Genomic DNA, 22,832 nt, shown 5'->3' with positions numbered 1-22,832 from the left:
CTACGATGCGCGTTTGACTGCCTCAGGTTTTGCAGCGGCTGTCCGCACGATCTTGGCTGCTTCTTGTGTCGTCTGCGCCTTCGCCACATAGCGCAGCGTTTCACCGTCCGGCTCGACCACATAGGCCTCCGCGGATCCATCTGCCTTGGTGCAGACACGGCCAATCCAGCGCCGGCCATCGTAAATGTCGGCCTCAGATGGCTCGTAACGGCGGGTCATTGGACCGCACCGCCGACAATGACGCCGATGACGCGCCCCACGCATTTCGCCGGCCAACAGTCGTGCCTAAGCGGTCCGTCCATCATCACCGCATTGGGCTTTTCCTGCCCACGGAACGCGAACGCATACCAGTAGCCAACCTGCTCGGAATCAGAGCCGGCGAAGCCGCTGCGCCGAAGTTGGACGATCTGGCGGATAGGACCGCGGCCGCTCATGAACGTGAGCACGAACAACTCGCCATAGGCTGGCGACTTGTCGGTCGTGTCGACGATGGCTATCTCGCCCGGTTTCAGATGCGGCGAGAACGAATGATCGCGCACGGGAATGCCGACGCATCCGGCCGGGACGACGTCCATGACTTCAAGGGCGCGTAGCAGATCAACGGAAACGGGAAGGTTGCTCATGACGTGCCTTCCTGTTCGCCCTTCAAAATGCGGGCCTCGGCGCTGATGAAATTCCAATCGGCCAGATCGATGATGACTGAAAGCATGAAGGCATCTTCTTCTCGGGCCTTGATATGCTCTTCCAGCGAAGCAACGGCCGTTTCTCGATCGTAGTAGTCACAGCCGGCGATCGTTGCCTTGGCTCTCAGGCCGTCCAGGGTTGCCGCGTGCAATGCGGATATTTCCAGCGCCAGGTTTTTCTCCGCTTTTGATGCAGCCCTCACCGCGGCTCGCTTCTCGTCCAAGCCTAACGCCGCAGCTAGGCGGTCGTATTCGGCTTTCCAAGGTAGATAAGTCTGCAAGATCTCGCGAACGCGCGCCCTCAAGGGCGGGCTATATGGAGCGATCCAGTTGCTATCCTGCATCAGGATGCGACCGCCGATCCACTCGCTGGCATCGAACGGCACCCACTCGTTGATATCCACTCGGGCTGCCATCTCGGCATAAGATTCCGGACGAAAACGATATGTTCCGTTCGGGCCAGAACGGTTCGCTAAGTCGCGAAGCTCCTGCCAGAAATCATCGCCACAGTCTGCTGAGGTGCGAATGGCCCGACGGGGCTGATTTTGGAACTGAGCCGCATCAGGGATCGCTCCTGCGGCTTTCATCTGCTCTTGCGCGCTCCCCAACGCGTAAAGGACTTGCGCATACGAGCGACGCGCTGCGCACCAGCGATCGTAAAGGGCCAGGAGCGCGGCATCGGCATCTCCAGGGATGGCGTGAGCCGGAGCGGCAAGCGCCGGCGCGGCCGCCAGCCCAGCGATGACGCGGCGGCGGGTGGATTTAGGCAAGCCGGTAGCGGCTGCCGGAACGGTGGAGTTCGGCATAAGCAATCTCGCTTTGATGTAAGACTACATTAATGGTATAGACTTATACGGATGATGTAGTCAACATCAAAAATGCAAGGTTGCTATAAAGTGGATATCTCTGCTGCGCAATGCCGGGGGGCTCGGGCTATGGTTGGGTGGTCTCAGGACCAACTCGCCGATGCATCAGGCGTCGCTAAGGCGACGATTGCAAACTTCGAGGCAGGCAAGCGCGCGCCGTATTCTCGGACCCTTAGCGATCTCCAGCGCGCCCTAGAAGCTGCCGGCGTGATCTTCGTAGCCGAGAATGGCGAGGGACCGGGTGTACGGCTGAAGAAAGGAGCAAGCCTGGACGCAAGAATTGCAGACGCCAAAGAGCGTGCTTCAGAGCAAATCCCTGACGGCGCCTCGCCCGCGAGCGGAATGGCAAAGCTACGTCGCGGTAAGGCTGAGGCTGACCTGCGGAACCTGAAGCAAAAGAAGCGGCAGAAGGACAACTCGTGATGGGCATTCCTCTGTTTGCTGTTGTCCGGCTCAAGGTCGAGAAGACTGAATTTGGCGGGTCCGACCGCATAATCCCTGCTGGATCGCTGGGAACTGTTGTCGATTTATACGAAGGTAAAGACGGCTATATCATCGAATTTACCGCCCCCTTCCAGGCTGTCGCGGATGCCTTAGAATCTGAGCTTGAGGTCGTTAGGACCTCATCGGTAGCACCATAATGGATGACCCGATAAAGAACAGGCTCCCCGCATTCGTGTTCTACGCGATCCTGTCCCTGTTCGTTTTCGCACTGCTAGTCTTGGCTTTTGTCCCGGGTGGTCTCAGCATGTTCGCGGAATTATTCTCAAGCCGGCCTGTCCGAGCACTCGGAGGCTGATGATGGCGAGAAGGGCGGAGCGCGCGACCGAAGCCGTTTTCGTCTCGAAAGAGACCGCCGCCGCTCGCCTGGAAATCAGCATATTCACGTTCGATGAATGGAGAAAGACGGGGTTTATCCCCGCTCCGCACATAAATCGGGGCCAAATCCTGCGCTGGCACTGGCCCTCGATCGAGGCAAAGATTCTTGCAGAACGACAGTCAGATGAAATCGATCCTTGCGTATTGGGGGTCATGAATATGCAAAAGGACCGTCAACGCACCGTTACGCGTAAGCGACCGGCTCCGGTGTCTGACTGAAGTTCAACGGCTCAGAGGTCAAGCGGATCGACAAGCTGGAGAACCAGGGTGGGATTGTAGGCGAAGATGATGTTTGAACGCATTGGCTAGTCTGACGACCCAGCATCTGACATTTTCACATCATTCCTTGCAGCGATCTTCGCCATCTCCTTTTCGTGATCTTCTCGGGCCAGTTGGCGGCCGATGCTTCTGGCTAAGTTAAGTAGCTGTTCTCGCACTGCTGCTATTTCTTCCGGCGTTGAGGGCCGGCCGATGCGCTCTCGACGGATCACATTGCCTTTGCGGTCGATTGTAATCTGTACCATGGGCTCATCTGTACTTGTGCCTTTCATGATGGCATTCCTCCTATAAGGCACGTGTTGATGGGCTAGCGCTAGGTTATGACAAAAGCTGCCAACTCTATCGTCAGACCTGATCGCCGGATCGCGGCGCGCATCGAAACGCTCGCATTCCTCTTCGACGTGTCGCCGGCGACGATAGAAAGGGCTGTGCAAGCCGGAAAGATACGACCCTCAAACTTTTTGGGCCCAGTCCTCTACAACGTCGACGAAGTTGAGCGCGCAGTGTTCCCGCCGCCTCCGTCCATTATTGAACGCGCAGAGCCGGAGATTAATCCCGCTCTACGAGCAGTCCGAGAAAAGTCTGCAATGCCGAATATGCAGCCGCGACGACGCCCTGGTCCACGGCCGGGACGGATCGTGATCGAAGTACCGGAAGATGGCAAATAGTCGGATATCGCCAGGCTTGCTGCCGATAAGATTTTAGGCAAATATTCCCTCTTGGGCTCGGGGGAGACCAAAATGAATAGCACATTGGTCATGGTGATAGCGTGGGCTATCGCCGAAAGAATTCGCGCCGCAATGACTTCTGGAAATGTGGTCCCACCCCATGGGAAGAACTAACTTGCGTGCAGCAATACCTACAAAACACGACGCAATGGGCGAGGATAAAGATGACCATTGAGAAAGTGACTGCGCACGCTTATCCAACAAAGGCGTTCTTTGTTCGCATGATTACGCGAGACATTAGCCTTGAAGACTGCGTTCTGGATTTGATCGATAACAGCATCGACAGCGCCTGGAGCAGAGAAGGCAGTCATCCCATGATGCTAACGGATAATACGAACCTTTCGGGCTACAAAATATCTATCGAGGCATCATCAGAGCGCTTTGTCATTCGAGACAATTGCGGTGGCATGTCATTAGATACAGCTGCCGATCACGCATTCAGTTTTGGTCGCAATGCAACTGCAGACCAGGAGCACTACAGTATCGGCGTCTACGGAATCGGAATGAAGCGAGCCGTGTTCAAGCTCGGCGCCAACATTAAAGTTAGGAGCACCTTCAAAGAGACCAATGGGAATAGATTAGCCTTTGCCGTTCCAATCGACGTAAATCAATGGCTTGAAAACAACGATCCACCTTGGGATTTCGACATTATTGAAGATGATCGCCTCGAAGAGGACGGCGTCGAAATAAGTGTGACTGAGCTTTCCGCAAGCTCAGAAAGCTCCCTAAGCAGTCCGGCATTTCTGCAGAACCTTCGCCGAACTATCGCTCGGGACTATTCGCTTCATTTGCAGCGCGGCTTGAAAATATCGCTCAACGGAGAATGGATTTCCGGATGGGCGATCGAATTGCGCCAAAGCGATGAATATCAGCCTATGAGAGAGCTCTATGAAGACGAAGTGAATGGAGACGCTGTATCGATTGAAATCATTGGAGGCATGGCGGCCCCTCCACCAGAAGATATTGAGCCTGACGAAAGTAACGAAGGCGACCGAAGATTTGGCTGGTACGTCGTATGTAACGGAAGAATCGTATTGGCAGCCGATAAGTCATCGATTACCGGATGGGGAACAGATGACTGGCCACAATGGCATTATCAGTACGCCGGCTTCATCGGGATCATTCTGTTTACCGCCGCCAATGCCGCGGCATTGCCATTGACTACCACGAAGCGAAGCGTCGACACATCCTCTGAGGTATTCAGGCGTGCGCGACCAAAGATGCGACAGGTATCCAAAGAATGGATCGCGTATACCAACCAACGCAAACAGGCCCTGCAAGAAGCGAAGCAAAAGGAAAGCGAAGCCGTGGCCGTGCCCATTGCTTCGGTCGCCGCGCGGAAATCTGTCAATCTTCCAACATTTCAAACGCGAACATCGGAAAAGATGGCTAACATTGGCTACAGTGTATCAGCGCAACGACTGCGAAAACTGGCGCAAGAGTTTGGCAACATCAATATGACCTACCGAGATGTTGGCCTAAAATCCTTCGACTATGCCTATGACGATTTAGTCGGAGTCGAATAATGGCATCTTTCGATGTAGTAAACTATAGCCTTCGCCCCAGCAAAGCTATTCAGCGCCAACTCGTATTTGATGGCATTCAAAAACTGAAAGCGCAGCTCGAGTTGGATAACGCCGTATATGTTGGCTTCGGTTCGATATGGTTTACCGATTTCATCTTAGCGCACAAGATGCTTCGAATAAACGATATGTATTCAATCGAAGCTAACGATGTTGGCTATAAGCGAGCACAGTTTAACTCTCCTTTCGCAACCGTCCGAGTTAAGCACGGCCTATCTTCGATTGTTCTTTCAGAGCTATACGCCGATGAATCGATTTCAAATCGACCTTGGGTAATCTGGCTGGATTACGACTACGAATTCAATGAAGCTCTCAAGGATGACATCAGATCGGCCATTGAGAACGCTCCGCCATGCAGCATTATCCTCGTGACCTTTAATGGGCACGAAATGAAATACGGGGCCGCCGGCGATAGGCCAGGTCGGTTAAGAGACCTGTTCGGCTCGTCCGTACCGCAAGAGCTCACAAAGGCTGAATGCAAAGATGCAAGGATGCAGGAGACCCTTGCTAACTTTACACTCGATTATATGCAATCTACAGCGAATGATCTTGCAAGGCCGGGCGGCTTTCTTCGAGCCTTCAGGATCATATACAGAGACAACTCGCCAATGGTAACAGTTGGCGGAATTTTACCAACTCGAGGAGCCGTCACCACGGCCAGGCAAGTAATTGATGCGGTAGATTGGCCTTGCAGGCCACCCGCACCGGTAATTGCACCTTTGCTTACGGTTCGTGAAGCGGGAGCGCTCCAGAGCAAACTGCCGAGCGGTATTCCGCTGACTCGCGCTGAAGTTCAGGCATTGGGCTTCGATCTGGAGGAAGAGAAGCTGGAGGCCTTCACTAACTACTATCGATACTATCCGGCCTTTGCGCAGATAATAACTTAGCGATCGCCATCCGATTCCAGGAATGCTATACAATCTGCTGAATTCCTCGGGTGATAGGCACGATATATGAAACTGATCGATCTCTTTTGCGGATGTGGAGGATTTTCCCTAGGAGCACACAATGCAGGGTTCGATGTCGCCGCCGCTTTCGACATCGACGCGACGCTTACGTCCTCGTTTCCTGTGAACTTCCCAAAAACTAGCCTCCATCTACGCGACATAGGAAGACTAAAAGGGACCCAAATCACCAAACTAGTCGGCAGTCCGATCACTGGCGTGTTCGGGGGCCCGCCATGCCAAGGCTTCAGTGACATAGGTCGGCGAGACATACGCGATCCCCGCCGAAAGCTATTGTCTCATTTTTTTCGAATCGTATCCGAGTTGGAACCAACGTTCTTCGTTATGGAGAATGTACGAGGACTGGTTTCCGACGAATCCCGGAAAGTTCTAGATACTGCTGTCGAACAGGTCGCTGACCAATATGACATTTTAGGTCCTGTGATTTTGGATGCGGCCGACTTCGGAGCGGCTACGCGTCGACGTCGAGTGTTCATTATCGGCACAGATAAGGAAGCGAAGTCTCCCTTGGAGTTGGCTGATATTCGTGCATTCGAGCGACCCGCAGCGACCGTCAAATCGGCGATTGCCGATCTTCTCGAAGCGGAGCCCCTCGGCATCTTGGAAGATGAATTCGACTATTGGCGCATTACCAAGCGCGGGCGCCCTTCAGAGTATGCACGCCTTCTCCGCAGTGACGACGGTCGCTTCGCCGGCCATAGAATTGTCGAGCATAAAGCAGAAGTCGCTCGACGTTTCGCATCCGTGGTTCCAGGTTCCACTGATCCTATCGGGCGTCATCCACGACTGACATGGGACGGCCAATGCCCGACCTTGCGCGCCGGCACAGGTGCCGACAAAGGCTCGCGCCAAGCCGTTCGTCCGCTTCATCCGGAAGAGCCACGTGTAATAACAGTTCGCGAGGCTGCGCGACTTCAAGGATTTCCGGATCGCCACATGTTTCATCCAACGATCTGGCATAGCTTTCGGATGATAGGGAATAGTGTTTCGCCGATCGTCGCCGAAGCAGTCTTCCTGGCGATACGGAAAAAATTAGGCCTTGACGCAGCGATAGGAATTGCAGCCGAATAGCGTATGGTTGATCGCCTAAGTATCGAGAGAAGATCTTGGCTGATGTCGCGCATTAAAGCACGCGACACTACGCCGGAGCTTAGAGTTAGACGCATCGCCCATTCCTTGGGCCTAAGATTTCGTCTGCATGTCAAAAACTTGCCCGGCACACCGGATCTCGTGTTTCCACGGAGGTCTGCCGCTATTTTCGTCCATGGATGCTTTTGGCATCGACACAAGGGTTGCAAGAAGGCAACGATGCCTAAATCCCACGAGGAGTTCTGGCAGACGAAATTCAAACTCAATGTCGAACGAGATGAGCGCGCGATCCGAGAACTCGAAATAAGCGGCTGGCGGACACTCATCATATGGCAGTGCCAAACAAGAGATCCAACGGATTTAAGACAGATACTGATCGAGTTCTTCGATCTGCCCAGGACGGGTCGCTAAAATCGACTTATGCTTCACGAAGCTTCGTGGTACTCAGCGACCGGAAGCAACAAGTGCATTGAAATACCTAAGGTTCCACCCGACGCCTCAATTCATGTGATCAGTTAGACGAATCTAGCCATTGGCATTTTTTGTGTCGCCTCATTAGCAACAACTCCACCGGGCATGATGCTTCTCATGAGGCCGGCCGCAAGTTCAGAAGTACCGAGAGAGCGCATAGAGCGCGCGCTGGATTATGTTGAACAACTGATTGAGCGGCGCGGACCCGTTTTCGAACCAATCGCCGAACGCTTGCGTCAAGAATTAGCAATGCGCTCGAACATGCGGCCTGATCCTGTCGCCTATCCGCCTCGTGGTTTATCCCGTGAAGGCGCAGCTCGCTGGATCGGTGTAAGCACCACAAAATTCGATCAGATGGTGGAAAGTGGGCAGATGCCTAAGCCAAAAAAGATAGGCGGGCGCCGCATCTGGGATCGATACGTATTGGACGCCGCATTTTCCGATCTAGATGACAATGCCGAAAACAAAATCGACAAACTGCTAGGCTTAGGTAAGCGCTAATGTCAATATGACTTTTCCGTCGGCGCGGGTGGAATTGACATGATCTTCGCCCATTTAGCTGCTTCGTACTCCTTAGCTTGCCGCGCAATGGTTGCCGCCTGCAGATGGTCGCGTCCGAGCGACGAAAGCCAGATGCTGAAGTTGTAGAGGCCCTCGGAGGAAGGCAGCAAACCGATGATCGTCACTGCTTCATTTCTCTCACTGAGCCATTTAGCCGTATCCGCGTTCTGCATGTTCAAGCTGCCATTGCGAATAGCATAGGCTGGCAGACTATCGATCGGTACGCGCCAAGGCATGGCGACCTGAATCTTTGTATCAACGCCGTTTGGCGCCGCAGCGTCTACCTTAACAAATAGCACTGCGGCCGCTGCCGCCGCGATCAAGCCCCATTGCCAGCGTTTCACGATTAGCCCCTCTATTTGGCGGCAGGATAGCGAGACAAACTGGTTAAGGCTACAACCCGTTCGGAGCACCCGTCGTGCTTCCTAGCTTCGCAGCCGTTGGTCCCAGCGCGTTCTGAGCGCCGCGGACCGCGGATGCTGCCGCTCCAGGGGCTGTTGCGCCGGTCACCGTCTGATGGATCGTGATTGATCCGAAGGTGCGCTGATCGTTGCCCGAGTTGGAGATGTCCGGCCTGCGCGCCGCCTCCGAGCCGAGCATTTTGATGATTGACTGGATTGCCCCTTGATTAGGCTGATCAATCTTACGGATCAGGTCACCGATTTGCTCGATCGTGTTCCGGCCGGATTTGTTCGGCCCCTGACGCTCGACCTCGGCATAGGCTTTCTTCAATTCCTCGCCAGCAGATTTCAGAATCTCTGCTGCCTGTTTCAGACCATCCGGCCCCGCAGCGGGATCGGTCGCGGCTTTCTGGACCAACTCCTGCGCTTTGCTCCAACGGTCGAGAGCCGTGACCAGAATATCCTTCGCCGACGGTAGGAGTTGCGACAGGATCGATCCGCCGTATCCCTGTTCCTTCAGTTGTTGGGCCGCAGCTGCCGCGCGCATCGTGGCCGGGTCCTGGCGGGCACGATCGTTGACCGAGTTGGCGGCACGGTTCTGGGCGCGCCGCTGCTCTTCGTCGAACGGGGTATTGCGGATCAGGCCAAGATATTTGCCCTTCGCGATCATGTCGTCGAGGAAGCCGTTGACGCCGTTCATGAACGTCGTGATCGCCGGGGCTGCGGAGCTCGCCATCGCTTCGGCCAGCGTGCCGGCCTTGGTGGTGGCGTCATCCATGGCCCTTGCCAACTTGGCGAAGTTGGCCTCGTCGACCGCGGTGCGGCCTGGCCGGTCCTGTTTGGCCTGGATCTGAGCGCCGATGTAATCGCCCATGGATTTGAGACCACGAAGCGTTCCGATCAGCTCTTGCGTGAATCCGGCGCCCTTGGCGAGTTCGGTGTTCTGTACCTCGAGCTTGTTCGCTTCGCCGGCGGCACCGCGCTGGCGACGCAGGAGTGCTGCGCGCTTCGACGGATTCTGCTCGTTCGTGAGAGCCAGTTTGGCATCGCTTTCGGACTTGCGGAGGCCTTCCGCGCGCAGATGTCGCGCCAGATAAGACCTCGCCGCCTCATCAAAGATGACCGCGGGATCGCGTCGGACGCCATTATCTCGGATGGTCGAGATGCCGAATTTCTTGCCCCAATCGAGTTTGCCACCTTTGCCGTCGGCGATGCTGTCGTTTACTTGGCCGGCGATGGCCGCAATACCGCTTTTGGCCTGATCTGCCGGAACGCCGAGCGCCCGGAACGTCCCTTCCATGGTTTCGACATTGCCCGGCGTCGTGCGGTTGGCTCGGCCAAAGATCTGCAATTCTCGACGGGCTGCCGCCACTTTGGTGACGAAATAGCCGAATGCTACAGCGGACGCGCCAATGCCAGCCTTTAGCAGACCGGCGCCAATGGCAGCGTTTCGAAAGCTGCCGGCAAGATTCATCACGCCACGGGTAAGCCAGAAAGCAGCCCCACCTATATTACCGGTCAAAGCCCGCTCAAACGGGCCGCCGACTCTCATTACATGGGCCATACGCCGCTGCAGTTGATCGAGCGCTGAGTTTGCCTGCCGTAGTGGGGTAAGGCTGCTAATCTGAAATGAGATTTTGGAGATCAGTTCATCAATGATCATCGGCTAGCCCTATTTCTCGAATTCCCAATGAACAGAACTGCGCATCATCCCCTGATCGGTCAGGGGCTTTTTACCCTTACCCTTCAATTCAATCGTCATCGGTGAATTTGGCGGCCCCATCCCCATCGCGATTTGCTTCTGGATCAGGCCTTGGCCAAGCTCTCCGACTTCGGAAAGGACGCCTTGAAGCGTCTTCGTGCCATTCAAAATGTCACGCGCGCCATTGCGCATTCTTTGCCGAATTGCATGGCGCCCCTTAAACATCGCCTGCGTAATGAAAGGGCGCGGCGGAGTTGGTCCTGAGATACCGAACTTGCCACCTTTGAAAAACACATCACCTTTGGCGCGGTTCGTACCTTCGTGATTATAAGTCGCGTAGGCGACGATCCTGCTGTCAGTTGTGCCTGCCGGAAAGCCGACTTTCACGCCCTTGGGGCCAGTCGTGAGAGCTTTCACAATCTTATCGAACGCCTCTTTCGAATTACCCTTGCGCTCAATTTTGGTGGTGACCTTGATCATCGGCCTGCCTGTTGGTTGTTTCGGGCTTCCCGCTCGGCCTCGGCGAGGGCGCGCGCGTGCATCTCGTTGCGAAGATCGAGGATCTGGTTCGCGATGAGCACTTCTTCCACAGTCATGCGCTGGAACTCCGCAAGGCTGTAGATTGGCGGATCGGCGAGGATCGGGCGCCAGATGAGTGGGTAGTCAACGAGATCGGGAGCGATACGCACATAGTCCTCATCCGAGATCAGGCCGCGACCGCCTTCAGATACTTGGCGACCGGGCCTTCGCTGAAAAAACTTTCAAAGTTCACCTTCAGCACGAAGAGAACGACTTCGAAGGTATCGCTCATGTTCTGAGGTTTGACGCCCCAAACACATGGGGCACCATCGACCTTGCACATGCCGACAAGACGCTCCATGAGGTCGAGGACGGCCTGATCATCGACGGCGCCAAGCGCGTTGAACAATTCGCCGGCCATGAGGCGCGTGGCGTCCATTAAGCCATCGGCGGAAGAAGCGCCGAGAATGCCACCCATCGGGGCGAGCACTTTTTTGACGTCAAGGAGCAAGGCCCACGGTTCTCGCCCCATGAGAGGTTCGCAGCGATAGACGAACTGACCAATTCGTTTTTCAGCCATTATGCATTTCCTTCTGTTGAATTGCCGTCGACCCGCGCCTTCACCTGTTCGAAAAGCGTCCGCAGCTTGTCCATCTTCTCGGCGATCATGCTGGCGCCGCCATCGACGAGGGCGCCCATGAGGGGCGAGGTCGCCGCTCGATCGAGCATTCGGTTCACCGCCGAATGCATCTGAGTGAAATCAGCTTCATGCTGCTCGACGAGCGCGCGCAGACGATCGCTTGTGGGAGGAGGCTCGACGAGCAACAGATGCTGCAGGCCGGCTTCGAAGGCCTGCATGCGGTTCGGCCACGTTGACGTCACCATAGCATGCCCCTTTCTTGAAGCCGGCGCTTAACCTCTTCAATGGGCCATCGTTGGGCTTGTTGCTGGGAGGAGATCCCGGCGAAGCGTTCGCGCAGTTCCGCTTCCGTCGAGGCCGGAGGTTTTCCGGTGCCGAAATGGAAATTGCCCGTCCTACGGGCGCTGCGTTCCTCGATCTCGGTCATTTCGATGTCCTGGCTTTCACCGGGCTGCAGCAAAACTGTGCCGGCCACCCCATTGAGGCCGCGCGGGCCCGAGCTGATGTTCATGACGCGCATGGTTCAAGCCCTCCATGCCATGCTGAGCCGATCGACATAGCCATCACGATAGGCATCGGCCCGGTCTTGCGCGGCAGTTCGATCCGGCTGGGCGCCGTCGATCAGCGCATAATGCTCCGGCGCCGAGCGTCCGCTCATGACGCCCCCGCGCACAGCATCGTAAATCGGCAGAGCCGCAGCTTGGGACAGCGGCATTCCTTTGACGGAATCGCGCATCGTCTGGCGCTCGGCATCCGTCATCATCGCTAATGGCTTGCGGATCGCGCCATCCTTGGCAAGCATGCTCACCAGGACGGACTCCCCGTCGCGCAGCACCTCGCCATCGCGCAGGATGCGCTTGGTTCCGTTGCGGCCGACGGCATATCGTTGCGTACTCATGATCAAAATCTCCCAGATTGCGGCGGCCATTGCGGCGCGTCGGGGGTGAATGCAGGAAGGTGGCAGAGAAGAAGGGAGGCCAAGCCGGAAGCCGGTCGAACCTCCCAGTTAGCCGGCAGACTGCGGGCCACAGCCTCTGCCGAGCGCAGCGGCTCGAGCATGTATCCGGAACGCTGGATGGCAGCGATGCGCTGATTGTTGGCCGCCAGGCGAGACAGCAAGTCCACCATGGTGCGCGCCAGGTCGGGATACGTGCTGGCGAGTTCCGCGGCGAGCGCGTCCCGTTCCGCTCTCGCGGCCTCATGCTCAGCCGCGATCCGTGCACGCTGCTCGCGCCGGCGGGCGTCGGCGAGACGATCGGGCAGCCGTGAGGCGGCAAGAGCAAGGCGATCGCGGCGAGTCTCAGCGGCCTCCGCAAACCGCTTGGCATCGTCGAGGGCGGCCGGGCGCAACGTCGGTGACAGCAGCGCTTCCTTGGCCTTCTCGCAGGCCTCAGCCGCCATCTTGGATTCGGCATCGACCTCGGCGAGCAGGTCTGTAAGAGCGTCGACGGTCAGGTCATCGCCTTCGAAAGCGAGGACGATCCGTTCGTCGAGCGGTAAAGTGGCGCTTGGACGCCGGTTCACTTTGTCGAGCATTCTGGGCCTCGTGGGAAATGAGATCGGTCTGCAGCCGTCTGGCTGGCGAATTGGGTGCGATCGAGAGCAGCGGACCGCCCTCGATCGCTAGAGCCCGCAGGAAAAGCACAACGCGCGGACCTACGATCGCCGACGCGCATCCCGACGCGCGACAATCGGATCATCGGCATGACCGGACATGGTCTCATACGACCTCCAGCATGCGGTATTGCGGGCGGCCGAGCGGAGACGCCTTGACCAAAGCGCCGGCTGCGGCGTTGATCAGGTCATCGTGCCCGCCAGGCGGATGATCGATGGAATCTTTGCCTGTCCGGGAGGTGCGGCGCTCTAGTTGGACAAGCTGGCCTGTCATTCGCTCGTTATCGAGCAGATCGACGTGCTGCGAATTGATGGCAGGCAGCAGTTCACTGTAAATCTCGCTCTTGTTCTTTTCGGAAACCTCGTAGCTGATGCCCTGCTTCCGGAAGAGTTCTCTGACGAACTCGCCGGAGTAGCGATCACCGACAATCGATGTGATCCCATAGCTTTTGAAGGTTTTGGCGAAGTCCTCGACCACGCCCTCTGGTGAGAACGGCGGCCGGCGCTCGCGCACCACGTCGAGCACAGCCTTATCGCCTTCCGCATGGGCAATCGCCATGGTGAATGCATCTCGGCTGCCGCCGCTCGGATCCGCGAAGCCAAAGTATTTCGTGCTGTGAAGGAAGCCTCGTTGCCGGACGCTGCGGGAAACGACGGCATCGATCGCCTCAGCCGTAACGAATGCCTCGACGTCCGATCGGAACTCGCCGCCATATTCGGCCGCTGCGGCCTGCGGATCGCGCGCATAGGCCCGGTCAATTGTCGCCTGAGGCAGGGTCGAGTTGAAGAAGCGCGACGTTCCCTTGGCAACCAAAATGAGCCGATCGCCATCCACGCCATAATCACGACGGTAGGTCGACCATAGCTCGCCGCGGCGGGCGTACGGCGAGGAAATCACGAACAGCGGGCCGCCGGTGGTTGCCAGAGAGGGGCGCACCGCTGCCAAAATCGCGGCATCTGGATTAGCACTCCCCTCGATCGCCCAGAAGGCGACCTCGTCCGCGATGGCGGCCACGCTCGTCACGCCGCGAATGGTTCGATAATTTGCCGGCCTGATCTGAATATCGATGCCGGTGTTGAGGCGAACGAGATCGGCCGTCTGGCTCAGGATTGAACCTGCAATGACCTTTCCCTGACTGATGACGCCCGTCACATGCTGAAATGCGCGATCGGCCTGTTCCGTGGTCGCGGCCATGATCGGCAGGACGCCACGCTCTCCCGGAGCCAAGCCGCTGTGATCGCACAATGTCGAGACGTAAGCCGCCAGAACGCCCGCTGCACGGGTCTTGCCGGCGCGGCGCCCGACAATGGCCCAGAATTCATCAACGGGCTGTCCGGGCTCATGGGGCCGGCCGGTGACCGCTTCGAAGATCACGCGCTCGTCATCGGTCAAGGCCTCGCCCATCATGGCGATCAGCAGCGTGCGCCAGACCTTCCAAGAATCGCCGGGAATGGCAGCCCCCAACAAGTTCGGATCAGCCAGGGCTTCCCGCATGGTAACGCGAGGTTTCACGCCAGCGCCTCCTGGCGGTTCCGCAGATAGTCGTCGACCGACGGCGGGCCCGAGGGCCTGCGCTTGGTGGCCTTCGTCCTGAGCGAAGCCATGATACGTCGGCTCTCGCCAGACAGTCGGATCAGCGCGTCGTTATCGACTTCCTCGCCGCGCACGACGGCAGCCTGCATCCGCTCCGCCCGTAGGCTGAGACTGGCGGCCTGGCGGATCAGACCGCGATCGATCTCGTTCAGGGCACCGCCGATCTCCGCCTCGTAAGCACGATAGAGATCGCGGAAGCGTCGGGCTAAGCTCGACCGACCATCGACGTTTTCAAGCAGCCGCGTTCCGTTGCTGACCTTGGAGCGAGTGGTGGCGATTGCCGACGCGGTGTTGGTGCGAGCGTGTTGCATGGCTACGAAAATGCCATGCCTGCGCACGTCGACAAGGCCCGTCACCGCCTGCGCGACGCTCCCTCATGCTGAGCGCTGCTGAGGAGCGCTAATGCGCGCTGAGGAGTGCTGAAAAATATTTTGGGCTAATGGCGATTGTCGCCTGAAATGGCGCCGATAGCTGCCGTCTATCAAGCAACTTCGCTGATATTACGCCGTCATGGCTAGGCGCGAAATCGTTGCTTGGCTGACATTGAAACGCCTTGCCAGATCGGCTTGTGTGGCCCCGCCATTGACCAGGGCTTGGCGAGCTTCTTCACGCTGATGTCGAGATAGCTTGCCCGGCCGCCCCATGTGCACGCCGCGCTCAGCCGCCCTCAATCGCCCCTCTGACGTGCGTGATTTTATGAGCTCTCGCTCAAATTCGGCCAGGCCGCCAAGAACGGTCAGCATCAAGCGACCATGAGGCGTTGTCGTATCTGCCCATGGATCTGCCAATGAGCGGAAACCGGCGCCTTTCTCTGCGATTGTGGCCAGAACATTGAGCAAATCTCGGGTGGATCGAGCCAATCGATCGAGCCGCGTGACGACAAGAAGATCGCCTTGATCGAGTATCCGTATGGCGCGCGCAAGCTCCTTCCGATCGGCTTTTGCGCCGCTGACTTTCTCCTGAAAGAGACGTTGAGCACCGGCCGCCAGCAATGCGTCACACTGCGCGTCGAGCGTCTGACCGTCTGTTGAAACTCGCGCATAGCCATAGGTCGCCATCTGGCACTCCACTTATGCAAGTATCTTATGCATGAGCTAATGCGTTGATAAGCCGAGCGTCAAGGGTTTATGCAAAAGTCTTGAGTTTCGAATGAAAAGATCAGCGGTCCGAACTCGCCATCTTTTTAAGTGAGCGAAAGCCTCTGGCTTCCAGGGAGAAATAAACTCAATTAGCGATCCAGTCTTGATACAATGTCATATCCGGTAAGAGGCTCTTCGCTTTGCCATAGTGTGCTTTCGATATCTTAGGCGCACCTTCGCCGTATAACATGGCGAGGCGTTCTCCGTATTTTAGCAATGCTTCTGCTAGAAGAATGCTGAAAGCAATGCAGTCGTCCGTTTGGTCCTTAAGGCCCTTCACAAAAGTGGGATAGCGGTCATCTATAAGGCCTCCCTCCTGCGGAAGGCCGAAGAACATTGCCGCTTTGAGTTTATCCGAGCTATCGGGCAGCTTCTTGATTTCGGCAATCCAAGCGTCTCGGCGTGTCAGCGTGTCCGCGACTCCCTGGATGCTTTGGACCAACGGAGTTAGTAAAACGAGAGCCTTACCGTCAGGCGTGATTTTCTCTCCCAAAATCTGGCGCAGTTCGTCGATCGGTGAAAACGGTGGGGTTAGGTTCAATAGGTCTAGGCGATAATGGAAAGGCTCTCCTTTTGGGTGAGCCTTTCTGGCGACATTCTGAGATTCATAGGCCTCCACCAATGGATTCACATACTGTTTTTTTAAAACTATGTACGTGTTTGTTATATTAAAAGCCAAACCAAGAGCAGCATTAACCCCGCGCATTTCTGATAGCATCAGCCGGCGATTAGCGGTTCGCTCGGCCAATAGCTGCGCGCCCCACGTGCCGGCAAATGCAGCGATGAAGGTACTTGCGGTAGCGATGAAAATCGGAGAGGCAACAGCGGCCCAAACCCGCACATTCAGCGATGCCTCATCCCCGATGGGCGCAAACGCGATCAAAATGAGCGCGAACAGCATGCTGCCAAAGACAGCAAGCAAAAGACGATCGTTTCTATTCAATCTCTGCCGATTCATTTCGCCCCCTTTTGTGAGAATAGCCCCTTTCGGGGTGTATTCTGACAATTACCCCCTGGCAAAGCCCTTCTTGTCCGATCCGCGGCCGCCGCTGTCCTGGCTGATTGGTTCGCGTCCGCCCAAAACTGAGCTTGCCCCCAATTTTGCTCGATCCCGGGCCTCTCGTGCAGTTGCATTGATCTCGCTCTTCAAAGCATAAACCGTGGGCTTTCGATCGACGCGAAATGTTGGGATCAATCCGTTCTCTATCCGCTGCCGGCATTGGCCGGCGCTTAGACCGAGCCAAGCAGCTATCCTGGCTAAGCCGATGAGGACGTCGCACTCTGGTGCGGGCAGAGATATCCGGTGATCGTCCTCAGGCATCTGGCGCCCTCCGGGCCGCCTCAAAGGCACGCCGGGCTCTCTCAAGCCGGATAGCGTCGGCTATGCGCCGTCTACCGACTTCGTCGAGCAGGGTGAAAGTTATGCCTGCGGGATGGTTGCGCAGCAGCGTCTGAAGGTTCTCCCATATACCAGGGTCGATAGCGGCCAGGGCCTGGTGCAGCCCCTCGTATTCGGGCGCGCGGCTGATCGCATGGACCGAATGCTGCTGCTGATTGTCAGTGGCGACGATCGCTACCGGCCCCTGACTGCCGATGGCGGAAATCATGATCATGGCGCTATTGCCTCCTCCGAACGGGCGGACGCGCCTGCGCGTGCCGCCGTGATCAGTCCCTGGGCCTCCTTGGCGGTTGGAGCTGTGCCAACGAACCGGAGCCCGCCGTCGGTATCATCGACGACATAGGCCTGGACGCCGGACTCGGTCGGCTCAAGGCGGCCGACACGGACGCGGCCGGCGTAGACGTCGAAAGGTTCGCGGGGAGAGTGGCGGGTCATGCTGCACCGCCGATCGTGGCGCACTCGCGGCGCTCACAACCAGAATCTATATAGTAGTGGACTTTTGTCCATCTGGGTTTTGTTGAGCTTTTTGCATTTAGGGACTTTCCCTGTAGTGGACTTTTGTTCATCGGGACCAATGGACTTTTGTCCATCTGGGGAAATTCTTTTGGGAGGGTCATGAAAGCGCCTCCTGAAGACCCATCGGCGACTTGGCCGGCGTTGGCGGATTGCGCCTGGCGCGATCTTCGCGGGCCTGCTCGTCGGCTATTTGCTGTGCCTGCCTTACGGCTTGCTTCGCCGCGGAAGCATCTTTTATTCGCCGCCAATCGTTGGTCGCCGGCCAGCGATCGGTCTCAGTAGAAACACCGACAAATGTAAGCCGATAGAGAGACGGGACGCCGCTCTCGGCTCCATAGGCGCGGTGTCCGCGCGAGACGCGAACGGCGAATCCCAGGGCTTCGACCTCGACAATGGCGTGATGCAGATGCTTCCCTGTCACACCGTGTTCAATGAAATCCCGGTAGGTGACGGGCAGCGTCCCATTGGCTTTACCGCCATGTTCTGCATGCTCTATGCAGATCCTCTGAAGAACGCGATGTCCATTGATGCTGAGTTCGCGCCACGCAGGCGAGACCATCATTTCAACGGTGAACCAAGTCCATTTGCTGCCCTTGGGCGGGCTATTGAGTTTCCTATCACGTTTGTCAGCTGGCTTTCCGGTAGATCGGCCGGTCGCGTCGTGCCGCCCTCTCATGCAGCACCGCCATGTGGGCGCTCAGGCGTAAATGTCTGCCGCCATAGCTCGGCTTGCACAGCCGCATGGAAGGCGTCGACATCAGCACTGGCAAGCTCGTCAGGGACGCCATGCGCGGACAGTGTCTCAGCCATCTTCTTGAGTCGAGACGCCAGCAGTTTGTCGGCGCTGGCCTGCTTATAGCTGAGCATCTGACGCGCGAGGCGTTGCACCATCGCAACGCGCCGGCTCGATGGAAACGGGACGATTGCTGCCATGGCTTAGGCTCCGCGCCGTGGCAGTTCCGCCGTGGAATGCACTGGCGGAGAGAGCCGGGCGAGGGCCCATGCATCAAGGTCGGCGGGGGAGTAGAGCGGGAATTTTCCTGCTTTGCGGAAGGCAGGACCGCCGCCGGTGACGGCGAGTTTTGCTAGGTATTGTTTGTTACACGGCTGGCCGTGCGTCTTTTCAAGATAGTCAGCAGCTTCGGCACGTCTTAGAAGCTTGATAGCATTGGCATTGGCTTGCATACTGCACCCATTCGTAATTTAGGGTGCTCTCCATAGGGCTCAAATTGTCGCCGTTTGCAACAGCCGCTTTGAATTCTTTTTTGTTGGCTGTGCATGATGATGGTTCAATTTTTCAGCCGCACTACATTTTCACTTTCGGATAATTCAGGTGACATCGCCGCAGCTATCCGCGCGCCGATACGCTCGGATGCGCGCCGCACCGGATCGGCGTCGAGATGTGCATACCGGCTCGTCGTGGCGGCCTGGCTGTGGCCGAGCAGCTTGCCTACGATAGGCAGCCCCATGCCACCTGACACGCCGAACGATGCGAAGGAGTGGCGAAGATCGTGCAGGCGTACCGGCTCGCTACCGTCTGCTCCATTCAGACCAGCATGTTGCCTGATCCGATACCAATAGCCGGTGATGTCTTGGCGATGGTCGGTGACATCTTCACCAGGAAACACGTATTCGCTCGATCGATCCTGCTCGCTGAGGATGGCCAGCGCCGGCGCATTGAGCACTACGGTGCGTCGACCGGTTTTGGTCTCAGCAAGAAGCAATATCCCGCGCTCGAAATCGACCTCGCTCCACCGCAGGCCTAGGATTTCCATTTTTCGGCAGCCGGTGAATATCAGCAGTCGGAGCGCGGCGGTGACGTCGCGTGGCACGACGACGATCGTATTCTCGAACTGCTTGGGGCGGTGTTTGGCTTTGGTCGGGTCCTTGAGATCGTTGAGCGCCCAAGGCAGGCCGGCAGTCTCGGCCGTGCGGATGGCCTCGCCAAGTCGCGCGAGCTCCACGGTGGTGAGGAATCGCTCTTTCGCCTTGGTCTTATATCGCTCGACGCCGCGGGCTGGGTTCGTTCCTTCTGGTACTAGCCCTTCGACAACGGCCTGCTTGTACATGGCCGCGATCGTCACCAGGACATTGTTCGCGCTGGTCGGGTGTGAGGCGCCGATCTTCCTATGCATACGCGAGACGTCGCCGCGGGTGATGGCGTCGATCTTCAGCTTTCCAAGCTGGGGAATTGCCAGGCGTCGAAGGTTGTCGGTGTAAAGCCTGGCTGTTGATGGCTTGAGCAGCGAATGGGGCGGGGCGCAGACGTCGGTTATGAACTGCTCCGCAAACTCGCCGAAGGTTGGCATTGCGCGGGCTTCGTCTCTTGCTTTCGCCGGGTCGCTTCCCAAGCGCACGGATGCGAGGATTTGCTTCGCGCGCCGGCGTGCCTCATCCGCGGTGATGGCGGTGTCGACGCCAAGCACCATTTTACGCTTAGGTGCAGTGCGGCCCCCGGGAGGTGCGCGATAGGCAACAATCCAGGACTTATGACCGGAGGGCCTGACGCGAAGCCCAAAACCTGGAAGTTCCGTGTCTGTGATTATGTACTCGGTAGCGGCTGTTTGGGCGCTGTCGGCAACCCGCTTCGATAGTCGGGCCTTGGGCATTTGACGGTCTTTCTCAACAGATCCCGGGGTGGCACTGGGGAGGCACGGCAAAGGAATATACAAGAAAAGAACGGAATGTGAACTCAATTAAACGGCTATGAAAACAATTGTTTGGACATCCAGAGGAACGTTAGGTAAACGTCAGAAATAGAAGAATATGTGCCTTCCAAGCTGAATACGAGGGTTCGATTCCCTTCACCCGCTCCAATGATTTCAGCTATTTAGATTCATTTGCCCGTTTGAAGATTTACAGCGCGGGTTGATCGGGAGCATCGCCGGCCGCATATATCGGGTCCGGCTTCTTCGTCTTATTAAGAACGGAACTCTTTGGAGCTGACTGGGCATAACGAGGGTTGCTATGTCGTTTGACACCTACATGGGCCGGATCGAACAGGTGGAAGGCTGGCTCGTGAATAGCACAGCAACCTATTCACATTCGCTGATGAAGTTTCAGACGCAGCAAGGGATTTCGGGCAATGCCTGCGAGGTCGGAATCCATCATGGGCGTTATTTCCTGGCGCTGGCGCTTGCCTTGGCAGGAAACGAACAAGGCGTCGCGATCGATTTATTCGGCCACCAAGATCAGAACATCGACAATTCGGGACAGGGCGACAAGGAGAAGTTTCTTCAAAACGTTGATAGCTTTTGGGGCAGAGATCATTTGACCGTCATCGAAGGAAACTCGCTTCAGATGACGAGCGAGACCATAGCGAACCATGGCCTGGTCAGGTTCTTTTCCATCGATGGCGGCCACGATGAACGAACGACGGTTCATGATTTGAAGCTGGCCGAACAGTCGATTTGTAAGCAGGGGATTGTAGCGCTCGACGACATCTTTAATCCGCATTGGTCCGGCGTCATCAGCGGATTGGTTCGATATCTAGCCGAAGGCGGAAGGCTTCGGCCCATGTTGCTCATCCCGAACAAGCTCCTTCTGGCCTTCCCGGAATCGGCGGCCATGTATCGCGCATACATGCGGCAGGAATTTGCGGGAACATTCGCGTTCGCGGATCGAGAGTTCTTTGGAAGTTGCATCGATGTTTACAACGACCAGAATCCTCCGCCTGCCATCATCGAAATGGATTTCATGCGAGCGCAGGTGAAGGAGCTTGAGGCTCGGGCAGATGAATTGGTTAGGGAAACGATTCAATTCAAGGAACTGGTAAGTGCACTGGAAGCGCAAAAGGCAGGCCTGGAGATGGATTGCAGCAATTTCCGGTCGCAGATCGCGGAATTGAAGTCCTCTCGTGCCTACCGGATTGGTACATCTCTTACCGGAGCATTCGGTACTATAGGTTTGCGCCGATAGGTGTCACAGATTCCGCAATACATTATTACGAGATGAGTTTAGCGATCCAGACGCCGGGCCGCCGTAATCACCTCCAGGACGGCTAAGGCGAACGGAATCTCCTATGCGTCACGGCTTCAACGAATATGAAGCCATTGGTGAAGACGGTCATGGGCGTATGCCCTTCCTGGCTTTGGTCTTGGCGTCCTTCTCGGGCTTGTCCATCGCTTAAACCCGGCGCTCGGGCCGGGTTTGTGTCGTTCAAATCATTAGATCTAGCGGTGTCCGAGGGGCCGGCCAGTGAAGGCACCGCGGGACGGCATGGCGGCGCCACGTCCGGCCCATCCACCGCCTCCATGCCATCCGCCGCCACCGCGCCAACCACCGCCACGCCAGCCACCATAGGATCGGCCATAGACACCATAGGAGCGATAGGCTGGGCGGTATCCGGTATAATAGCCGCCGTAGCCATACCCGTATCCGTAGCTTGGATAGACCGCGGCCGAGGGGCCGTAATAGCCGTATCCGTAGTTCGGCCCAGCGGGCGCGCAGCCGGCCAGCGTAAAGCCGCCGATGGCGACGGTGGAAATAACGGCGAGGGATTTGATGAGTGACATGGAGACCTCCGTGGCGAAGGTTCAGTCAAAGTGGGACTGAATTTATGATGACCAGATAAATACCCATGCTCGACCTGTGTCAAAGCTGGGTGATCGAAGCGTCGTTTTCAAACCTTCATTCTTTAATGCGGTGGTAGGCGAGAAGGATGGCGACCGCCGTTGCTCCGCCGATGAACAGGAACGAAAACAGGTAGATCGCAAAGTCTGTTTCAGCCGAGAAATGCATTCGCGTCTTCCCAACGCGCAAGATGGCCTTTGAGTTTCTTTTGATCGATTGCGATCGAACAGTGCCGAAGGTCATGGGGAGGATCATGAAATTGGTCTGTCGAAAAATGCTGGGAAGAAGGCGAACTTGGCTAAAAGAGACTTGCACGTCAGCGCCGATGCGGCAGAATGGCACTATGATTAAGCTCTCGATCACCGTCGGCGTCATCGCGCTCGTGCTGAGTGGGTGCGCTTCCTCGCCTCCGCCGCCGGCGTCCGCGCCGGTCCAAGGACAAGCCAAACGGATCATGCGTGATGGCGGGCAGCTCGTTCTGCCTGACGGTGCGCGCGTGACGCCCGATGCCAGCGGCGGCTTCAACCTGCCGAATGGCGATCGGGTGAACCGCGACCGCAGCGGTGCTCTGGTCTTGAAGACAGGCGCGCGCTGCCTGCCTGATCCGACCGGCTATAGCTGTCCCTGATAAC

At 57.0% G+C, this 22,832-nt stretch carries 34 protein-coding genes and 1 pseudogene; 10 read left to right on the top strand and 25 right to left on the bottom strand.

Features of this window, described 5'->3' with window-relative positions:
* Genes OIM99_RS18740 through OIM99_RS18730 form a run of 3 tightly spaced genes read right to left on the bottom strand, consistent with a single transcriptional unit; the run spans position 1 to position 1,489 of the window.
* Entirely contained in the window at positions 1-219 is a 219-nt protein-coding gene (locus tag OIM99_RS18740; protein WP_311851971.1) for a hypothetical protein, read from the bottom strand.
* Positions 216-623, bottom strand: coding sequence for a hypothetical protein (locus OIM99_RS18735; protein WP_311851970.1), 408 nt, complete (start codon positions 621-623; stop codon positions 216-218). Before OIM99_RS18735 ends, OIM99_RS18740 begins: the two co-directional genes overlap by 4 nt.
* Positions 620-1,489: a hypothetical protein gene (locus OIM99_RS18730; protein ID WP_311851969.1), complete on the bottom strand. Its 870-nt coding sequence runs from the start codon at positions 1,487-1,489 to the stop codon at positions 620-622. Before OIM99_RS18730 ends, OIM99_RS18735 begins: the two co-directional genes overlap by 4 nt.
* Before the next feature lie 90 nt (positions 1,490-1,579).
* Here OIM99_RS18730 and OIM99_RS18725 point away from each other — a divergent pair.
* The 3 genes and pseudogenes from OIM99_RS18725 to OIM99_RS18715 all read left to right on the top strand — a co-directional run.
* Positions 1,580-1,823 (top strand): annotated as a pseudogene (locus OIM99_RS18725) (helix-turn-helix domain-containing protein); the annotation flags it as partial.
* Between the two features lie 148 nt (positions 1,824-1,971).
* On the top strand, positions 1,972-2,190 hold the full coding sequence (locus tag OIM99_RS18720) for a hypothetical protein (protein WP_311851968.1): 219 nt from the start codon (positions 1,972-1,974) through the stop codon (positions 2,188-2,190).
* A gap of 160 nt (positions 2,191-2,350) precedes the next feature.
* Entirely contained in the window at positions 2,351-2,647 is a 297-nt protein-coding gene (locus OIM99_RS18715) for a hypothetical protein (protein ID WP_311851967.1), read from the top strand.
* A gap of 86 nt (positions 2,648-2,733) precedes the next feature.
* Here OIM99_RS18715 and OIM99_RS18710 read toward each other — a convergent pair whose 3' ends face one another.
* Positions 2,734-2,979, bottom strand: a complete 246-nt coding sequence (locus OIM99_RS18710) for a hypothetical protein (RefSeq protein ID WP_311851966.1) — start codon at positions 2,977-2,979, stop codon at positions 2,734-2,736.
* 620 nt (positions 2,980-3,599) lie between these two features.
* Between OIM99_RS18710 and OIM99_RS18705 the strand changes: the two genes are divergently transcribed.
* The 5 genes from OIM99_RS18705 (at position 3,600) to OIM99_RS27870 (ending at position 8,044) form a co-directional block, all read left to right on the top strand.
* Positions 3,600-4,961 (top strand): ATP-binding protein, encoded by a 1,362-nt coding sequence (locus OIM99_RS18705; RefSeq protein ID WP_311851965.1) that lies wholly within the window; start codon positions 3,600-3,602, stop codon positions 4,959-4,961.
* A complete protein-coding gene (locus tag OIM99_RS18700) occupies positions 4,961-5,905 on the top strand; it encodes an O-methyltransferase (protein WP_311851964.1) in 945 nt (314 codons plus the stop codon). The genes OIM99_RS18705 and OIM99_RS18700 overlap by 1 nt, the downstream gene beginning before the upstream one ends.
* 66 nt (positions 5,906-5,971) lie before the next feature.
* Entirely contained in the window at positions 5,972-7,054 is a 1,083-nt protein-coding gene (locus OIM99_RS18695; protein WP_311851963.1) for a DNA cytosine methyltransferase, read from the top strand.
* Positions 7,055-7,057: 3 nt separating this feature from the next.
* Positions 7,058-7,483: a DNA mismatch endonuclease Vsr gene (locus tag OIM99_RS18690; RefSeq protein WP_311851962.1), complete on the top strand. Its 426-nt coding sequence runs from the start codon at positions 7,058-7,060 to the stop codon at positions 7,481-7,483.
* Positions 7,484-7,660: 177 nt separating this feature from the next.
* A complete protein-coding gene (locus tag OIM99_RS27870; protein WP_409371524.1) occupies positions 7,661-8,044 on the top strand; it encodes a helix-turn-helix transcriptional regulator in 384 nt (127 codons plus the stop codon).
* 2 nt (positions 8,045-8,046) lie between these two features.
* Here OIM99_RS27870 and OIM99_RS18680 read toward each other — a convergent pair whose 3' ends face one another.
* The 19 genes from OIM99_RS18680 to OIM99_RS18590 all read right to left on the bottom strand — a co-directional run bounded on the left by OIM99_RS18680 (position 8,047) and on the right by OIM99_RS18590 (position 20,237).
* On the bottom strand, positions 8,047-8,448 hold the full coding sequence (locus tag OIM99_RS18680; protein ID WP_311851961.1) for a hypothetical protein: 402 nt from the start codon (positions 8,446-8,448) through the stop codon (positions 8,047-8,049).
* A 49-nt stretch (positions 8,449-8,497) separates the two neighbouring features.
* Entirely contained in the window at positions 8,498-10,168 is a 1,671-nt protein-coding gene (locus OIM99_RS18675; RefSeq protein ID WP_311851960.1) for a hypothetical protein, read from the bottom strand.
* Positions 10,169-10,177: 9 nt separating this feature from the next.
* Positions 10,178-10,687, bottom strand: a complete 510-nt coding sequence (locus OIM99_RS18670) for a hypothetical protein (RefSeq protein ID WP_311851959.1) — start codon at positions 10,685-10,687, stop codon at positions 10,178-10,180.
* Positions 10,684-10,896, bottom strand: a complete 213-nt coding sequence (locus OIM99_RS18665) for a hypothetical protein (protein ID WP_311851958.1) — start codon at positions 10,894-10,896, stop codon at positions 10,684-10,686. The genes OIM99_RS18670 and OIM99_RS18665 overlap by 4 nt, the downstream gene beginning before the upstream one ends.
* Positions 10,897-10,913: 17 nt before the next feature.
* On the bottom strand, positions 10,914-11,306 hold the full coding sequence (locus tag OIM99_RS18660; RefSeq protein ID WP_311851957.1) for a phage tail assembly chaperone: 393 nt from the start codon (positions 11,304-11,306) through the stop codon (positions 10,914-10,916).
* Positions 11,306-11,611 carry a hypothetical protein gene (locus OIM99_RS18655; protein ID WP_311851956.1) on the bottom strand — a complete coding sequence of 102 codons (306 nt, stop codon included), beginning with the start codon at positions 11,609-11,611 and terminating at the stop codon, positions 11,306-11,308. Before OIM99_RS18655 ends, OIM99_RS18660 begins: the two co-directional genes overlap by 1 nt.
* Positions 11,605-11,886, bottom strand: coding sequence for a hypothetical protein (locus OIM99_RS18650; RefSeq protein WP_311851955.1), 282 nt, complete (start codon positions 11,884-11,886; stop codon positions 11,605-11,607). Before OIM99_RS18650 ends, OIM99_RS18655 begins: the two co-directional genes overlap by 7 nt.
* Before the next feature lie 3 nt (positions 11,887-11,889).
* The gene (locus OIM99_RS18645) at positions 11,890-12,264 is read right to left on the bottom strand and encodes a hypothetical protein (protein WP_311851954.1); all 375 of its coding nucleotides are present in this window, start codon (positions 12,262-12,264) and stop codon (positions 11,890-11,892) included.
* Positions 12,265-12,266: 2 nt separating this feature from the next.
* Complete coding sequence (locus tag OIM99_RS18640) at positions 12,267-12,902, bottom strand: hypothetical protein (RefSeq protein WP_311851953.1); 636 nt, start codon at positions 12,900-12,902, stop codon at positions 12,267-12,269.
* A 184-nt stretch (positions 12,903-13,086) separates the two neighbouring features.
* Positions 13,087-14,493, bottom strand: a complete 1,407-nt coding sequence (locus OIM99_RS18635; protein ID WP_311851952.1) for a hypothetical protein — start codon at positions 14,491-14,493, stop codon at positions 13,087-13,089.
* Positions 14,490-14,930 carry a hypothetical protein gene (locus OIM99_RS18630; protein ID WP_311851951.1) on the bottom strand — a complete coding sequence of 147 codons (441 nt, stop codon included), beginning with the start codon at positions 14,928-14,930 and terminating at the stop codon, positions 14,490-14,492. The genes OIM99_RS18635 and OIM99_RS18630 overlap by 4 nt, the downstream gene beginning before the upstream one ends.
* A gap of 144 nt (positions 14,931-15,074) precedes the next feature.
* Positions 15,075-15,632: a recombinase family protein gene (locus OIM99_RS18625; protein WP_311851950.1), complete on the bottom strand. Its 558-nt coding sequence runs from the start codon at positions 15,630-15,632 to the stop codon at positions 15,075-15,077.
* A 166-nt stretch (positions 15,633-15,798) separates the two neighbouring features.
* Positions 15,799-16,671 (bottom strand): hypothetical protein, encoded by an 873-nt coding sequence (locus tag OIM99_RS18620; protein ID WP_311851949.1) that lies wholly within the window; start codon positions 16,669-16,671, stop codon positions 15,799-15,801.
* Positions 16,672-17,026: 355 nt separating this feature from the next.
* Positions 17,027-17,326: a hypothetical protein gene (locus tag OIM99_RS18615; RefSeq protein WP_311851948.1), complete on the bottom strand. Its 300-nt coding sequence runs from the start codon at positions 17,324-17,326 to the stop codon at positions 17,027-17,029.
* The gene (locus tag OIM99_RS18610; RefSeq protein ID WP_311851947.1) at positions 17,323-17,547 is read right to left on the bottom strand and encodes a hypothetical protein; all 225 of its coding nucleotides are present in this window, start codon (positions 17,545-17,547) and stop codon (positions 17,323-17,325) included. The genes OIM99_RS18615 and OIM99_RS18610 overlap by 4 nt, the downstream gene beginning before the upstream one ends.
* 178 nt (positions 17,548-17,725) lie before the next feature.
* Complete coding sequence (locus OIM99_RS18605; RefSeq protein WP_311851946.1) at positions 17,726-18,304, bottom strand: hypothetical protein; 579 nt, start codon at positions 18,302-18,304, stop codon at positions 17,726-17,728.
* Positions 18,301-18,561, bottom strand: a complete 261-nt coding sequence (locus tag OIM99_RS18600) for a DUF6074 family protein (protein ID WP_311851945.1) — start codon at positions 18,559-18,561, stop codon at positions 18,301-18,303. The genes OIM99_RS18605 and OIM99_RS18600 overlap by 4 nt, the downstream gene beginning before the upstream one ends.
* Before the next feature lie 3 nt (positions 18,562-18,564).
* Positions 18,565-18,813, bottom strand: coding sequence for a hypothetical protein (locus OIM99_RS18595; RefSeq protein WP_311851944.1), 249 nt, complete (start codon positions 18,811-18,813; stop codon positions 18,565-18,567).
* 104 nt (positions 18,814-18,917) lie between these two features.
* The gene (locus OIM99_RS18590; RefSeq protein WP_311851943.1) at positions 18,918-20,237 is read right to left on the bottom strand and encodes a tyrosine-type recombinase/integrase; all 1,320 of its coding nucleotides are present in this window, start codon (positions 20,235-20,237) and stop codon (positions 18,918-18,920) included.
* A 358-nt stretch (positions 20,238-20,595) separates the two neighbouring features.
* Here OIM99_RS18590 and OIM99_RS18585 point away from each other — a divergent pair, with 358 nt between their 5' ends.
* Positions 20,596-21,546: a class I SAM-dependent methyltransferase gene (locus OIM99_RS18585; RefSeq protein ID WP_311851942.1), complete on the top strand. Its 951-nt coding sequence runs from the start codon at positions 20,596-20,598 to the stop codon at positions 21,544-21,546.
* 254 nt (positions 21,547-21,800) lie between these two features.
* Here the strand turns inward: OIM99_RS18585 and OIM99_RS18580 are convergent, their stop codons facing one another.
* Together OIM99_RS18580 and OIM99_RS18575 are read right to left on the bottom strand one after the other, a co-directional pair.
* Positions 21,801-22,142, bottom strand: coding sequence for a hypothetical protein (locus OIM99_RS18580; RefSeq protein WP_311851941.1), 342 nt, complete (start codon positions 22,140-22,142; stop codon positions 21,801-21,803).
* 115 nt (positions 22,143-22,257) lie between these two features.
* Positions 22,258-22,656: a hypothetical protein gene (locus tag OIM99_RS18575; protein ID WP_311851940.1), complete on the bottom strand. Its 399-nt coding sequence runs from the start codon at positions 22,654-22,656 to the stop codon at positions 22,258-22,260.
* Between OIM99_RS18575 and OIM99_RS18570 the strand changes: the two genes are divergently transcribed.
* Positions 22,655-22,828, top strand: coding sequence for a hypothetical protein (locus OIM99_RS18570; protein WP_311851939.1), 174 nt, complete (start codon positions 22,655-22,657; stop codon positions 22,826-22,828). The two genes, OIM99_RS18575 and OIM99_RS18570, sit on opposite strands and share 2 nt — an antisense overlap.
* The last annotated feature ends 4 nt before the right edge of the window (positions 22,829-22,832 follow it).

Origin of the sequence: Methylocella sp. CPCC 101449 (assembly GCF_031921685.1) — a bacterium.
Lineage (GTDB): Bacteria > Pseudomonadota > Alphaproteobacteria > Rhizobiales > Beijerinckiaceae > Terripilifer.
This window is presented reverse-complemented; position numbering and strand designations above follow the sequence as displayed.